We start from the raw sequence: 16180 nt of genomic DNA, 5'->3' as shown, positions 1-16180 counted from the left end.
TTTTAGAATGAATTTAATACGTTTTGCGCTCAGAAAGCCCATTGCCGTCATGGTCGTTTTCCTGTCGGTCATTGTGCTTTCGCTTACAGCTATAAAAAAAATAAAAGTAGATATTTTCCCGGAGGTAGAGTTGCCGTCAATGTATATTGCGATGCCTTACGGAGGGCTTTCACCTCAATATATGGATGGTTTTATGTCCAATGAATTTCAAAAAGTTTTACTCTTTGTGAATGGTGTCAAGAATATTGATTTCAAAAGTGTTCAGGGACTGACCTTAATGAAACTGACCTTTTATCCAGGCACCGATATGGCGCAGGCTGCAGGTGAGGTTTCCACGCAGGTTTCACGGGCAATGGGATTTTTACCACCCGGTGCAGTACCGCCTATGGTTGTGCGGTTTGACGGTAATTCACTCCCGGTCGGTCAACTTGTCTTTGAAAGTGACAATCACTCTGTAACAGAGCTTCAGACAATGGTCCTAACCAAAATCCGGCCGATGTTTGTTGAGATTCCCGGTATTACGGCTCCGGCACCTTTTGGGGGTAACATCCGTTCGATCGTTGTAAATATTGACCCGGCTGCAATGCAGAGTAACGGACTAAGTCCGGAAGAAATTACTTTGGCGATCACAAAAAGCAGCCATCCTTCGCCAGCAGGAAATATCAGAATGGGCGAAACGAATTATATGGCACCGATCAATTCCATAGCCAAAGATCCTGCGGAGTTTCTTAAAATCCCGATAAAGACCCAAGACGGTAGAACTCTTTACGTGGGTGATGTAGCCAATGTTCAGGATGGAGCTGACCAGACATCTGGATATGCATTGGTCAATGGGAAACGCTCTGTGTATCTCCCGGTGATCAAAAAATCAGATGCTTCAACACTGACAGCAGTTGAAAATCTAAAAAAAGCAATGCCAAAACTGAGAGATCAGCTTCCGGATGATGTGAAGGTGAGTTATGAATTTGACCAGTCAAAATATATTGAACGTTCCCTTTCAAATCTAATTCATGAAGGACTTTTGGGTGCACTTTTTACAGGACTGGTCATTATTCTTTTCCTTGGTGACCTTCGAGGTGCACTGATCGTGGTCTTTACAATTCCCATAGCAATATTAACAGCCGTCTGTGTGCTCTATTTTGCAGGATATACTATTAATATAATGACCTTGAGTGGGTTAGCCCTATCCATCGGAATTTTGGTAGATGAAGCTACGGTCACGATCGAGAATATCCACCAGCATATGGAAATGAGGAAAACCAAACCCAAAGCCATTCTTGATGCAGTACTTGAAATTTCCATTCCGAAGGTGCTGATATTATTATGTATTCTGGCCGTTCTTACGCCTGCCTTCATTATGACGGGCATTCCAAAAGATATGTTTCTTCCGCTTTCTTTTGCAGTTGCATTCGCAATGATAGCTTCCTTTCTGGCATCCCAGACCTTCGTTCCGATCCTGGCTAACTGGATGATGAAGAATAAGCATATTGAGAAGCATTATGTTAAAAACAGGAGTTTTTTCTATCGATTCAGAACGGGCTACAGTCACAAAATGAGAAAATGGTCGGGAAGGACTTTGGTATTGTTTTCGGCCTATATCATTTTCTCGGGCCTTTTAATATTTTTAATGATGCGCTCATTGGGAACCGATATTATGCCTCTTTCCAACAGCGGTGATTTTCAGATGAGAATTGATGCGCCACAGGGAAGCCGTCTGGAGAAAACTGAAAAGCTGGTGAAGGATATTCTCAAAGATATTGAAGGTATTTTGCCGGAAAATGCGGTCAGCATCAGTTCGGCCTATGTCGGTTTACATCCGGCAGCAACGCCGATCAATCCCATATTTCTTTTCACCAACGGAACACACCAGTCTGTTTTGCAGGTTTCTGTAAATAAGGAGATCTTTTCAGGGTCTATGGAAGATCTGAAAGAAAAGATCCGCAAGAAGATTGCTGAAAAGCATCCTGAAGCACAAATCAATTTTGAACCGATGGAACTTACCGAAAAAATTATTGGACAGGGATCGATGACCCCGATAGAAATCAAGGTAGGATCTCCGAATCTGAAACTGGCGGCATCTCACGCAAAAAAAATAGAGGAAAAGCTGAAAAGCAACGATTTCCTGCGAGACGTCCGCATTGCAGAGCCACTTCAATATCCGACGTTACAGATCAACGTAGACCGAAATCTCGCTGCGCAGTTCGGACTGACGATGCAGGATGTGACACGCAGTCTTGTGACCGCTACCTCTTCAACCCGCTACACCGACAAGAACCTCTGGGTCGACCCAAAATCAGGACTTGTCTTTCAGACACAGGTCCAGATTCCAGAAAGTATAATGAACTCTGAAGAGATCCTGAAATCACTTCCACTGAAAAAAGACAGCCCGAGACCCGTTCTTGAAGATATCGCTACAGTTAAAAAAACGACCGCACCTGCACAGGTCAACCGAAAGGGACCTATGAGATATGTAACAATTATCGGAAATGTGTACGGAAAAGACCTGGGCTCTGCTTCCAAAGCGGTAAAAAATGCCATCAGTGAGACCGGAAAACCTCCAAAAAGTGTTTCTGTCTGGACAGAAGGCACACTGCAGCTACTGGATGATACACTCGACAGTCTTGCAATGGGACTTTTGGCGGCAGTACTAGCGATATTCCTAATGCTTTCTGCTTATTATCAGTCATTTAAAGTACCTTTTGTTGTTCTTTCCGTGATTCCTTCCGTGATCGTGGGAAGTCTTGTTTTGATTTTCATTACCGGCAGTACGCTCAACCTCCAGTCATATATGGGGATGATTATGTCCATCGGTGTTTCGGTTTCAAATGCCGTATTACTTATCAATCAGGCAGAGTACTACCGTAAACATTACCATATCAGTGCGCTTCATTCTGCGAGAATGGCAGCGGCGTCCAGACTCCGCCCTGTACTGATGACCGCTTTGGCGATGCTTGCCGGGATGATTCCTATGGCAATCGGTATCGGGGAAGGTTCTGAGCAGGTTGCTCCACTTGGTAGAGCTGTTATCGGTGGTATCATCGCATCCACTCTTACCATTCTGCTTTTGGTTCCGCATTTTTTTGCAGCAGTAATGTCCAATGCAGGACATTCAAATCCTTCCTTGGATCCGGAAGATGAGGAAAGTAAATTTTTCGTACAATCTTAAATAATTAAAAAATAATGAAAATCATCAATAAAATAAAATACATCTTCATTCCGGTCGTTCTTTTGGGAATGGCTTCCTGCTCGGGCGAAAAGGAAAGTAAAAATGAAACAAAAAAAACAGTTCAGCCTGCTCGGTCTTTCGTGACCACAGAAATCAAGCTGATAAATCCCACTTATCAGATTTCCGTTCCAGGCGAACTGAAACCTTATGAATCGGTGCAGATCTTTGCGAAGGTTGCCGGATTTATCAAGAAAATTTATGTTGACAGAGGTTCAGTTGTGACCAAAGGTCAGCTTCTTGCAGTTCTGGAAGCACCAGAAATGAATCAGGATTACCTATCCGATAAATCTTCACAGCAGAAAACATACACCGACTATCTTTATGCTAAACAGGCTTTTGAGCGATTGCAGGACGCGGCCAGTACAAAAGGAGCTGTTGCCGACATAGAACTGGATAGGGCTAAAAGCATTATGCAGAGTTCCAAAGCAACATACGAGGCATCAAAAGCGGGCACCGGTAGGTCTTCACAGATGAATCAGTACCTTAGGATCACGGCACCTTTCAGTGGTGTGATAATGGATAGGAATCTGTCGGTAGGAGCCTTGGTTGGTCCCAATTCAGGAATGGCTCTTTTCAGTATTGCTCAGAAAAATAAGCTGAGACTGACGGTATCTCTTCCTGAAAAACATGCATCAAGTGTCAATGAGGGGATAGTGGCGCAATTTACGGTCAACTCTATCCCGGGAAAAAATTTTGAAGCGCATCTTTCAAGGAATTCCGGTGTTATCAGTCAGGAAAACCGTTCGATGACCCTTGAGTTTGACGTTCCAAATCCGGGCACTGTCTTAAAAGGGGGGGAATATGCACAGGTCCAGCTCAATCTGAAAAGAAGTGCACCTACATTTTTTGTACCCACGAAAAGTATTCTGCAGACTCAATCCGGAACCTTTGTGATGACCTTCAATGATAATACGGTAAGCAGAGTTGCTGTGAAAGAAGGAATCACCTACGAAAAAATGACCGAGGTCTTTGGTGCACTATTCGGCCATGACAAAGTTCTAGTAAAACCTTCCGAAGAAATTGAGGAAGGAAAGATATCAACCCCAAAAAAAAATAAATAATGATAACGACCTTAAAATTTAAAACACCTATTTTCATTCTTATGATGACCCTGTTTTCTTTTTCTTTGAGTGCGATGCAATCAAGAGTTGAGAATCAGGATGGGCCCATCCCACAAAATAATGTAAATGATAATGAGGATATCATCTTAATCGATGAGAACGGAAAGAAAATTGCTTTGAGTGAACTGAAAGGGAAGGTGGTCTTTGTAAATTTCTGGGCCACATGGTGCAGGCCTTGTGTCGAAGAAATGCCGAGCATCAGAGACCTGAAAGACAAATTCAAGGGAAATGACAATATCGTTTTTGTCCTTCTCAATGTGGAAGCCAACCTGACAAAGTCTAAGAAATTTATGAAGGATAAAAACTACGATCTTCCGGTGTATGTAGCAGCAGACACTATTCCTTCGCAGTACTTTCAGGGAGCAATTCCGACGACTTTGATCTTTAATAAAAAAGGAGAACTCGAAGCACAGATGCAGGGAGGGCAAGATTTTGACCGACCTGAGATTTATGAAGCGCTGAAAAAGTTAACCGGACAATAATTTATTAAAATAAGAACAATGGAAAAATTTAAAATATGGCTTCGGAAGAACTGGAGTACGGCACTTTTGGTGTCAATATTCATCGTGTTGCTTGTGAGTCCCGATGCAAAAGCCTGGCTGATGCGCCAGATCATCTCTACCGGTCTTATGAACTCAAAGATTGAAGAAAAGGAAACAGAGCCGGCCGTTGAGTCGACTCCTTTGTCCAGTACTGAAAACTTCAGTGTCAGAAATGATAAAGGTGAGATCATCAATACTTCTGACCTCAAGGGAAAAGTGGTATTTATTAACTTCTGGGCGTCCTGGTGCCCGCCTTGCCGTGCGGAATTCCCTTCGATTCAGACATTCTACGACCGATTTAAATCCAATAAAGATCTTGTTTTTCTTACAGTCAATCTGGATGAGCAGACCGCCTTGGGTAAGATGTATCTTGAAAAAGAACAATTCACTGTTCCGTTTTTAGTTGCAGAAGGTTCGATTCCAACTGCTTTTTTTAATGGTTCACTTCCTACGACCGTCGTTTTGGACAGATCAGGAAAAATTAGGATGCATCATGCGGGAATGGCAGACTACAGCAAAGAATCATTCTATCAAGAAATCAATCAACTTTTAAATGAAAAATAATGAAAAACTTAATTAAGATATTGACCTTCTCAGTTTTCCTGACAGGGTTTATGGGTTTTGCGCAAAAGGCAACAGTTTACGAACCTGCAAAATCTATTAATAAGGAGTACAAGGCTTTGTATGTGATCAATGAAGGTGATGACCAGAAAATCAGAGTCATTATCAGAAATATCAATAACGCGATGGAAGATCCCAGGCTGAAAGGCAAACTGAAGGTCGAACTGCTGGCCTTCGGGGGCGGAGTGGAAATGTTCAGAAAGAAAAACCCCTACGGGGAACTTCTTACAGGTCTGCAAGATAAGGGGGTAGTGATGGTACAGTGCGAAAATACCCTTCGTGAAAAAAAGATCGAAAAGTCCGAATTATTTGAGTTTGTAAATTACACCCCCAGCGGAAACGGGGAAATGATTTTGAGACAGGATGAAGGATGGGCAATAGTTAAACCCTAAAATTGGAAATTATGAAATTATCAATAGGATTCATCAACGATGTGCACGGCTATATGGAACCCCATCCAGAGCTGTTTTATGACTATCAGAAAGAATATGTTAAAAGTGCAGGAGGTTATGCCAGAATTCAGACCATCTTCAAAAAGATCAGGGCAGAAAATCCGAACGCATTGCTCTTTGACGGAGGGGATACGTTTCACGGAACAGTTCCGGTGGTACAGTCGAAAGGAGAGGTCTTGATTCCCATACTTAACCAACTTGGATTTGATGCAATGGTAGGACACTGGGACTTTGCCTATACACCAAGACATCTGTTAAAACTGGAAAGCCAGCTCAATTATCCCGTCTTGGGCTGCAATGTTTTTGATGAGCAGGGAAAACGATTTCTACTACCTTACAAAATATCTGAAATTGGAGGACTCAAAATTGGTATAATCGGGATCTGTTCCAATATTATCGATAAGACAATGCCGGAGAAGTTCAGTGAAGGCATAACGGTGACCGATGGAATTGAAGAGACGAATCAATGCGTCAGAGAATTAAGAGAGGATGCTGTGGACATTATTATTCTTTTGTCGCACAATGGTTATCCGCAAGATATCGAACTGCTCAAAAAAGTGGAAGGAATCGATATTTGTCTCAGTGCACACACCCATAACAGGATGTACGAAGCAGAAAAAGCAGGAAACTGCATTATCATCCAATGTGGCTGCCACGGATCATTTGTAGGAAATCTAAAGCTTGATGTCGAAAATGGAATGATTACACATTTTGATTACAAGATCATTGAAACTGACGACAGTATTGATGAAGATGTAGAAGTTAAAGATCTGGTGGAAAAAAGTCTACAGTCTTTTGCTGAAATGAAAAGTACAGTATTGGGGACGACAGAACATATTTTGCACCGCTATTCCACGCTGTCTTCTACTATGGATGACTTTCTTCTGTCTGCCGTCAATTTTGCGACGGACGTTGAGATCTCCTTTTCCAACGGATGGCGCTATGGTGCACCTATAAATGTCGGAAATATTACCCTCTGGGACTTATACAAAATCGTGCCGATGAATCCGCCTATTTCCACCACAGAGCTTACTGGAAAAGAGATCTTTGAAATGTTAGAAGAAAATCTGGAGCGGACCTTTTCCGCAGAGCCGATGAAACAAATGGGAGGTTATGTTAAGCGTTGCAACGGATTGAGAATTTTGATGCGCATTGAAAATCCGCCGGGTTACAGAATTCAGGAAATCTATTTTCAGGGAAGACATTTACAAAAAGACAAGGTTTACAAAGTTGCTTTCCTCACCGAGCAGGATGTTCCAAAGAAATATGGGAAAAACCGCACAGAGACAGGATCTAATGCCATAACAGCAATGACATATTATCTTGAGAATAATTTTCACATTGAAAGATCTGAAGATTCTTTTCTTTTGGTCTGAAATAAAGGCAGAAGATCCGAAGATCCTCTGCCTTTTATTTTATGTGCTGGGCAATTACGATGATTGAATGTTGCTATAAGATCAGGCTGTTGATAAAGTTTTCCAGATTAGTAAATCCTGTTAGAGTGATGACTGATCCGTCTGCGGCATCATTCAAGTTCAGTCTGTTTTATTATTAATATAATCTAAAAATATTTGTAAAAATAAAGTAGGTTTTATATCGTAGGAAATCTGTGAGATATTAATCGTTCAAATTGAAATTTTCCACAATATTTTTTTAAGAGATAAACTACAACGAGTCTCTAGTAATAAACTTCCTATAAAAATCATTGAACTCAAAAATATTATATGTAAAAAATTCGTGTAAGTATTGCTCTACCCTTTCAATTTTTGTCATTGGCTTGTAAGTTTATTTATAGATTTAGATTACCAATCCATATTTGCTGAGTTATCAAATATTCCCTGCAAATGATCACAAAATTTTTCCATAATATCATTATCGTGCATTGCAGATTCATACATCCCATTGCTTGCATAAGGTAATATTGTGATCAAACCTTGCCCTTGGGTATATGTGAGTGCAGGTTTTAAATTGCTGCTATTCATATCAGAGATAAAAGATTCTATCAAACATATAACTTCATTATCTTTAAATTCCAGTGTGCCTTGAAAAGAAAACCTATTTTTAGTCTTATTAAAGTTCATCATTACTGGTACAGCACCGGCTCCGGAATGAAAGTGGAATGCATTGCCGTCTTTTCCAAATGCACCGTGAGCAACAAAGTTCCTTACCTGATTCCTTATCATCAGTAATTCAATATAATATTCCTTTAACATATCGTCAGATATGACAGTATTGAATTTAGTTTTCCATTCGGCATCGATTAATTTTGTGACTTCTTCCCCTGTTTTTATTTTTTGTGTAAGGATAGCAAGATGAATAAATAGATGTTCTGTCCAGCTAAAAAATGATTCAATAGTTGAAATTGCTAACCATTTTGTGCTTTGCCGTATCTTGTAGTAATTTTTGGAACCTAGAACAAAAGTGCCATCAATAGAAATCCTTTCTTTAGATAATTTTTCTAGTTTCTTATTTTCTGATTTATATAGATTTAGAAAATAGTTAAATCGTTCAAATAAATATCCATTATTATTTACAATATTTATTTCGGAACTCTTGATAGCCTCTGCTGCCAAGTGGTGAAAATATGGTCTTGAAGATTTTATCGCACCGTTAATTTTCTTAGTAATTATTTTCGCATCTTCTTCATCTTCCTTATTTTGAATAAAAACCCCAACTCCCATTTTCCTGTGTTCAATCAGAAATGCTTTACCATTAAAATCAATTGGAATAGACCAAGCCAGCTTTTCAGATCTTCCTGTGTCTTTGAAACCTAATAAATTTACAAATAGAAAATAAACTAAGTAGTAATCCTGTATCTCCCTTCCTGCATCACTTCTTTCAGCAAAAAATAATAGTTTTTCGTTTGCTTTTGTATTATCATCGACTTGCTTTATTGGAAATAATATTTTCAGGGCATTTTCTTTGTATTTTTCAATATTCATATTCTATTTTTATGCAGGTAGTTGGGTTTTCATTTTCCGGCTTTAAGCATCTTCAATGATTTAGATAAAATAATTTTAAACTATTTTAATGTGTTTTTTATATAATAAATCTAATGTATCTAAGTTCAAAATTCGAATTAATTCTTATCGATTCAACTGGCGCATTAAGATATTTGGCTAGGACTGTCTTTAATCCATTTTCATTATACCCATCAATATAATACTTCGATATTTCTTTTTTAATATCATTTCCGTTAAAGATTATTGATTCGATCACCTGGACTATTCTATCTCCAAAACCATCGTTTGTTGTTTTTTGGCTGCATTTAATTTCAATATTTATTGTCTGCGAATTTGGTAAAAATAATACAGAGTAATCCTGTTGAATTAAAATACCATTTATGAAATCGAATGATTGATTGAATGCTGGATTATCTCTTAATTTAAAAATTTCTTCTCTATAATTTCCTTTAAAATTATTAAATCTGAATTCACCTTTGCTGTCGTAATACATTTCAAATAGAATTCCATTTAGAATATGATTCTCGGAGTTTATTTGAAAATCTAGTAGTGACCTATTAAGATTTTCAAAAAATGTCATAGCGGAATTTGCCCCACCAATAGCGCATTGTAATAAATTTCTTCCTAAAATGAACATTTGGTCCTTATCTAATTGACTTACTGGTATTGTTATTAAATAATCAATTGCAGGATTTTGTTTGTACCAATTGTAGGTCTTTAGTTCTTTAATTTTTTTGTAAAATTCTGAATCTTCATAATAATTTTCATCTTTCAAAACATTCGGATTATAAGGTAGGCTTAAAATATTTAGCTTTTGATGTTTGTAAAAGTAAAAATCACCAATTAATGAGGTGTGTTCCCAAGTTGTTTGTCTTCCTCCTGACAATGCAAAAACTGTCTTTCTTACAGATTTAAATAGATCTTCGACAGCTATCCTTTCGGACGAGAGGTGCTTTATTAGTGAGCCCGTATAAATACTATTATTCTCATATCCGACATCTAAAGCACCTTCATTTGGAGATGTTGAAAATGCTATTAGTGATCCTTTAGGAGCTATAATTGGACTAAATCCAAGTGCAGTCCCGCGACCAAATGATCTTCTGCAAGCATCTAATATCACTATGTTTAATTTAGTAGGATTTTGCCTGTATATGTCAAATAAATCATTTAAAGTAATACAATTTTGTTTTGCCACATATTTATTTTCAGGAGGAATTTGCGAATCGATACTCGCCAAAAAATTCTCTCCATCTACTTCGAATCCGTGACCTGCAAAATAAAAAATAGATGCATCAAAATCTTTTAGTAAGTCGCTATATTCTTGTAAAATTTCAACTATGTTTTTTTGATCGATATTTAGATATAATTTTACCTCATAATTGTAATCTTTAAAGATTCCAGCAATTTGATTTGCATCATTTTCTCCGTTAGTTAATTCATTTCCTTTAAAGTAGTTGTTATTGCCAATTATAATTGCTAATGTTTTCATATATCTAAGTCGATTTTGGATGTTTTTAAAATATTCGTTGATAAAATGTAGAAAATTAGAATTTTGCAAGCTATTCTGATTACCTAAAAGGATAACCTTTAAACAATCAACTTGTGTTTTTCGATATTGATATTCTCCATCACTTTAGACCTCAATATACAAAAGATATTGTTAGAAAATTACGGTTTCCTCTCAATATGAAAAAAGTTTGTCGCGACAATAACGCAACCAGAATATTTAAATTTGGCAAAATAAAAGAATTGTGTTTTACTAATATGCAAGGTAACACACAGTAATAATATGAGCCGGTCTTATTCTTCTAATAAACCTGAATTTTTGGTAAGAAAAACTTTTATAATTTCATCTGAATTAAAATTATCAGAATTGTGTGTTTCCTGATTGTTGTTACTCCCTTCCCTTGAAAGATTTTCATCAAAAGTTAAATTGAGTTTTGAAGTCTTTCCCTTAGTCATAACATTTGAAGATAGATCTAACTTTTCATAATACTTTGCAATTCCTTGTGGCTGTGTTTCAGCGAAAATTAATGGTGGGCAAAGTGAATAAATTAATTCTTCACCCTGAAGTAAAACTTCATCTTCTTTATGGCAAGGTATGTAAAACTGAATGTACGAATCTTGGTAATAAAGTTTAATCCAGTGAGAAGGCAATTTACTTTCTAAATTTCTTTTTTTGAAAATTAATACATAGGGAAATTTTACATTAAAACCAGATGCCCCCCTATGAATCTGTTTGGCATGCTGTACAAAATAAGCCTCATTGTTATTTCTCATCAGAAAATCAAAACAGAATTTATAGTTGTCTACTTCAACATCAGGAATTACAGTCAAGGCAATTTTCAGTAAACATTTAAAAATGTTAATCGGTATATAAGGATTATGTATAACGTTAAATTCTATAATACCTCCATCTAATTTTTTTTAATTACCCCTTGTTTATTTGATTCTATATCAATGCCATGAAAACCATTAAAACTATTTTTTTTAGCTACAATATTACCATCGTATGATTTAAATGTTGGAGGAGTTTGTGCTCCTAAGGCATTAACACTTCTATTCAAACCTAAAAAATTTGCCATATCACTTTCGAAACCTGAGAAATGATTGTTACACTTATCACATTCGTAATCTGACACCCCAGAATTATTTCCAAATAATCTTGAAATAATGTGAGGCTTGCTTTTAAAGGTTGTTGCATCGGACTTTTTACCACAGAAGCGACAGATTCTTTCTGATATTTTTTTTAGAGGACGCCTTTGATTATTTATTGGAGGAGTATACATACTTTTTAATTGATAATCCTTATCAAAAGCTTTTAGATGCTCAATATTTCCAGAGTATGTATATATGTTCATTAGTTATCCGTATTATTTTTCATTAACTTTAAATAACTTCGATTTTTACTACCTCACTACTAACCACTTTTGTATTTGTATCATTCATCTTCTGTCTAATTGTAACTTTAATTTTATCATTCTTAGGAGTAGGAAAATTCATTAAATCTGAAATATTTTTAAAATCAAAGGCTTTACAAAGTAATGTTATATGACGAGTAGAATATTTATGTCGCTGTGTTAATGACTCCACATTACTAACAAAACTTTTGGCCAAACCCATTTTTAGGCTAAGCTGATCTTTGCTTAGTTTTTTTGCTTTGCGAATGTTTCTTACGTGATTAATAAAATCCAAATCGAATTGTGTTGTTTCTAAATAAGTAATTTGTTCCATATATTTTTAAAAAAAATAACCCAATATGTTGGGTGTTAAATAAATATTTATTATTTTTGCTTTAGCGAATAAATCATTAACCTTCAACAAGGTAAAATGAACGATGTATCTCGAATCAAAAAGACCAATTTTCCATCGAGAACCTCGTGAAATCGCTCCATGTCTAAAAGTTTCTTACTTTTGTATACGGCATGCGAGCGGTTCTCACGTATACTTTAGGTGGAAACTTTAATCTTCGGTTTAAAGTGGGTTGGTCGCCCTGATTCTAGAGTGTGAGACCGCCGCATGCTATTTTTGCGTATAATTCTCATATCTAAAAGCATCGTTCCATATATAAAAATAATATTTATGAGGACGACATTTTCAACCATTCTTCTAATTTGCCCACCGGAGTAGTCCGCCAGCATAACAGAAAAAAAATACGGCTTTATGCCAGTTTTGCTTGCAAAATGCTGGATTGGTATTACCTGGCTATTATCGACAAACTCCGAAATTCCTTTAAAAGTAAAAGGAAAGCCAGACTACAATTTAATCTCGCACATTAAAAGTACTCGCTTTCTTTTGATATTCCAAATTATTTTCAGAACGAAGGGAATTTAATACTGAAGACAAAAAAATTCAACGGTCTGAATAATGCAGATGGTTACGGCTGTTTTTAGATTTCAATAGAATGTTTTCTTATTAGAAATGACACTTTACAATGAGTAAACTCATTGCGGCTTTACAGCTTACACGGGACACAATTTCATTCATATTATTTCAAGATGTGCTTGGGAAGGAGGTTTTGATATGTCCTTACTGAAGCTTCCTCCCAAGCATCATCAAGTAGATACGCTGAAAACATATTCAAGAAACAGAAAGTAGAATGTAACCATAGAAAAACAAAAGCCCTTTCCACAAAAGTTGACCGCTAGCGTAGGAAAGAGCAAAGTCTAACGAATTAAACCTATTCAAAAGTATGAAAAAAAACTTTTGCAGCCTAAGTCATCTTCAATTGGCTTTTGGCTTCACCTTGCTCGTCTCCGGCGTAGCAATAGGGCAGATGCGCACCATTACAGGCACTGTCTCGGAAAATAACCAGCCAGTCAAAGGAGTTTCCGTATTCCAGGAGGGTAGTGAAGAAGTGGCTGTGACCAATGCAGCAGGCGTTTACCGTGTTCAGGTATCGGGAGAGAACCCCGTAATTATTTACCGCCATCCGGACTATCCCGAACGAAAAATCACTTTAGGCAGTAGGATAAACGTCAATATCTCATTAGGTAAAGAAAAAGAGATAGAGGAAGTCGTTCTCAACGCAGGGTATTATAAAGTCAAAGACAAAGAAAGAACAGGAAGCATTGCCAAAGTCTCTTCAAAAGACATCGAAAACCAACCTGTTATCAATGTGCTTTCCGCTGCACAGGGTAGAATGTCGGGCGTGAGCATTACCCAAAATTCAGGAGTTCCGGGCGGAGGATTTGATATTCAGATCAGAGGGAAGAACAGCATCCGAAGAGAAGGAAATGAACCATTGTATATTATTGATGGTGTTCCAATTCTTTCAGAAACTCCCTCGTTGTACAGTGCTGCAATTTTACCATACGCTACCATAAATCCTCTAAATTCCATCAATCCCAATGATATAGAAAGCTTCGAGGTATTGAAAGATGCCGATGCCACGGCAATCTACGGATCACGAGGTGCCAACGGAGTCATCATTGTGACGACCAAAAAAGGAAGAAAAGGAAGAACCGATTTCAAGATTAATACCTCTTATTCTCTCAGTACGGTAGCCAACCGATTGAAGCTGCTGAACACTGATGAGTATATTAAGATCAGAAAAGAAGCATTTCAGAATGACGGCATCTCCACAATTCCTGCGGCAGCGTATGATTTCAACGGTGTGTGGGATCAGACCCGAAACACCGACTGGCAAAAAGAACTCATTGGTAATACGGCAGATGCGTCTGTAGTCCAGCTTTCTTTAAGCGGAGGTTCTGAAAACACCTCCTACTTAATCAGCTACGGACATAACGAACAGACAACGGTATTTCCTGCAGATTTCAGATACAAAACTAATAATCTAACAGGGAATTTCAGTTACAGAACACCTGATAAAAAACTGGAAGTCAATCTCAGCAATACCTTTTCGTTTCAAAGTAACAATGTCCTGAATGATGATTTAACAAAGAGAAGTTTAACTCTTAGTCCGAATGCTCCAGCACTCTACAATCAGGATGGTTCATTGAATTGGGAGAACAATACGTTTACGAATCCTCTGGGTGTTTTCAAAAGCGAATATCTCAATTCTAGCAATTTTTTAAACAGTGGAGCGCAGATTTCGTACCGCTTATTTCCGTTCATTACACTAAAATTCAACGGAGGTTTAACGTATCAGAATTTTGAAGAGTTTTCATTGAAGCCCCACACGATGTACAATCCCTCATCAGGATTGACGAGTGCCAATTCCACATCTTTTAAAAACAATTCTTCCACATTCTCTTATATTCTGGAACCGCAATTGGTTGCCAATCAAAGCTGGGGAAACCACAGCCTCGAAATGTTGTTGGGAACAACCTTACAGCAGTCTGAAACCAATCAGGGTTCTATACAGGGCTATGGCTTTGAGAGCAATGCCTTGATTCAGAATTTGGGAGCAGCTAAAACAAAAGTCATCAGCGACCAGGTCAGAAATCAGTATTACTACAATGCTGCGTTTGCAAGAATCAATTATCAATTCATGAAAAGATACATTGTCAACCTTACCGGAAGACGGGACGGTTCAAGCCGTTTTGGTCCCGACAATCGTTTCGGAAACTTTGGAGCGGTAGGTGCAGCATGGCTTATTTCAGAAGAAAGCTGGATGAAAAATGTTCGATGGCTGAGCTTTGCGAAAATCAGAGGAAGTGTCGGAACTTCCGGAAATGACAGGATCGGAGATTATCAGTATCTCAATACCTATACAATCTCATCCAACATCTACAACAACATCACAGCTCTGAATCCTTCAAGACTTTATAATCCCAATTTCAGCTGGGAGAAAACATTAAAGAAAGAAATAGCACTGGAATTATCATTTCTGAAAAGCAGAATTAATTTTTCAGCAGCATATTACAACAATACATCATCCAATCAATTGGTGGGTATTCCACTGCCTGCTACGACAGGATTTGCTACGATACAGTCCAATCTTCCTGCAAAGGTTCAGAATACAGGTTGGGAGTTTGAGGCATCAATGCAGGTTTTGAGACAAAGCAAGTTTAAATACGACACGTCATTCAATCTTTCTGTACCACAGAGTAAATTATTGGAGTTTCCGAATCTGGAAGGATCAACGTATGCCAATCAATATGTTTTAGGATATCCGATGTCACTCGTCAAAGTCTATCAGTTTGAAGGGGTAAATCCTTCCACCGGTTTATACCAATTTACCGACTTTGACGGAGACGGAAAGATTAATTCTCCCAATGACAATAAAGTGATTGAAAGAATAGGCGTGAGATTTTTCGGAGGCTGGTCAAGTAATTTCCGTTACGGACAATGGTCGGCATCATTTCTTTGGCAATTTGTAAAGCAGAGAAACTGGAATTACAACCGTCAGATGCTGGTGCCGGGATCAATGAACAATCAGCCTGTGGAAGTCTTGGATGTTTGGTCTCCTTCAAATCCTTCTGGAATGTATATGCCGTACAGTTCGGGAGCCAATGCTCAAAAGAATGCTTCACACGTTTTATTCCAGAATTCTACTGCTGCGATTGGTGATGCATCATTCATCAGACTGAAAAATGTACAGCTTAATTACAGCATTCCCGTTCAGAAATTCGGAATCAGAGAAGCAATGATTTATGTGCAGGGACAAAACCTCTTGACCTTTACAAAATATTTCGGTGTCGATCCTGAATTTGTACTGACCGGATATTTACCGCCACTGAAGACCTATTCAATGGGCTTTCAGTTGACTTTTTAAAAAGGGTTAAGCTTTTAGTATTTCAAAATTGAATCCATATTATAAAAAAAGTTTTTATAAGAATTAAGAATAAAT

General features: G+C 37.8%; 12 protein-coding genes. 7 read left to right on the top strand and 5 right to left on the bottom strand.

Annotated elements, in window-relative coordinates:
* Window positions 1-7: 7 nt before the first annotated feature.
* The 6 genes from IW16_RS06990 to IW16_RS06965 are packed head-to-tail and all read left to right on the top strand — an operon-like array spanning window position 8 to window position 7338.
* A complete protein-coding gene (locus tag IW16_RS06990) occupies window positions 8-3166 on the top strand; it encodes an efflux RND transporter permease subunit (RefSeq protein ID WP_034741443.1) in 3159 nt (1052 codons plus the stop codon).
* A gap of 14 nt (window positions 3167-3180) precedes the next feature.
* Window positions 3181-4287 carry an efflux RND transporter periplasmic adaptor subunit gene (locus tag IW16_RS06985; RefSeq protein ID WP_042279168.1) on the top strand — a complete coding sequence of 369 codons (1107 nt, stop codon included), beginning with the start codon at window positions 3181-3183 and terminating at the stop codon, window positions 4285-4287.
* Entirely contained in the window at window positions 4287-4829 is a 543-nt protein-coding gene (locus IW16_RS06980) for a TlpA family protein disulfide reductase (RefSeq protein WP_034741440.1), read from the top strand. Before IW16_RS06985 ends, IW16_RS06980 begins: the two co-directional genes overlap by 1 nt.
* 18 nt (window positions 4830-4847) lie before the next feature.
* Window positions 4848-5453: a TlpA family protein disulfide reductase gene (locus tag IW16_RS06975; RefSeq protein WP_034741437.1), complete on the top strand. Its 606-nt coding sequence runs from the start codon at window positions 4848-4850 to the stop codon at window positions 5451-5453.
* Complete coding sequence (locus IW16_RS06970; RefSeq protein WP_034741435.1) at window positions 5453-5902, top strand: DsrE family protein; 450 nt, start codon at window positions 5453-5455, stop codon at window positions 5900-5902. The genes IW16_RS06975 and IW16_RS06970 overlap by 1 nt, the downstream gene beginning before the upstream one ends.
* 11 nt (window positions 5903-5913) lie before the next feature.
* Window positions 5914-7338 (top strand): bifunctional metallophosphatase/5'-nucleotidase, encoded by a 1425-nt coding sequence (locus tag IW16_RS06965; protein ID WP_034741432.1) that lies wholly within the window; start codon window positions 5914-5916, stop codon window positions 7336-7338.
* 426 nt (window positions 7339-7764) lie between these two features.
* On the opposite strand, the gene IW16_RS06960 is transcribed toward IW16_RS06965, so the two are convergent.
* The 5 genes from IW16_RS06960 to IW16_RS06940 all read right to left on the bottom strand — a co-directional run bounded on the left by IW16_RS06960 (window position 7765) and on the right by IW16_RS06940 (window position 12159).
* The gene (locus tag IW16_RS06960; protein ID WP_034741430.1) at window positions 7765-8904 is read right to left on the bottom strand and encodes a hypothetical protein; all 1140 of its coding nucleotides are present in this window, start codon (window positions 8902-8904) and stop codon (window positions 7765-7767) included.
* Between the two features lie 97 nt (window positions 8905-9001).
* A complete protein-coding gene (locus IW16_RS06955; protein ID WP_034741428.1) occupies window positions 9002-10414 on the bottom strand; it encodes a caspase family protein in 1413 nt (470 codons plus the stop codon).
* 311 nt (window positions 10415-10725) lie between these two features.
* Complete coding sequence (locus IW16_RS06950) at window positions 10726-11262, bottom strand: hypothetical protein (protein WP_034741425.1); 537 nt, start codon at window positions 11260-11262, stop codon at window positions 10726-10728.
* An 80-nt stretch (window positions 11263-11342) separates the two neighbouring features.
* On the bottom strand, window positions 11343-11786 hold the full coding sequence (locus IW16_RS06945) for an HNH endonuclease (protein WP_034741422.1): 444 nt from the start codon (window positions 11784-11786) through the stop codon (window positions 11343-11345).
* Window positions 11787-11814: 28 nt separating this feature from the next.
* Entirely contained in the window at window positions 11815-12159 is a 345-nt protein-coding gene (locus IW16_RS06940) for a helix-turn-helix domain-containing protein (RefSeq protein WP_034741419.1), read from the bottom strand.
* Window positions 12160-13117: 958 nt separating this feature from the next.
* On the opposite strand from IW16_RS06940, the gene IW16_RS06935 reads away from it, so the two are divergent.
* Window positions 13118-16105, top strand: a complete 2988-nt coding sequence (locus IW16_RS06935; protein ID WP_034741415.1) for a SusC/RagA family TonB-linked outer membrane protein — start codon at window positions 13118-13120, stop codon at window positions 16103-16105.
* Window positions 16106-16180: the final 75 nt, after the last annotated feature.

It is taken from the genome of Chryseobacterium vrystaatense (genome assembly GCF_000737765.1).
GTDB classification, from domain to species: Bacteria; Bacteroidota; Bacteroidia; order Flavobacteriales; family Weeksellaceae; genus Chryseobacterium; species Chryseobacterium vrystaatense.
Note: the sequence above shows the minus strand (reverse complement) of the source record. Positions and strands in the feature narration are given on the sequence as shown.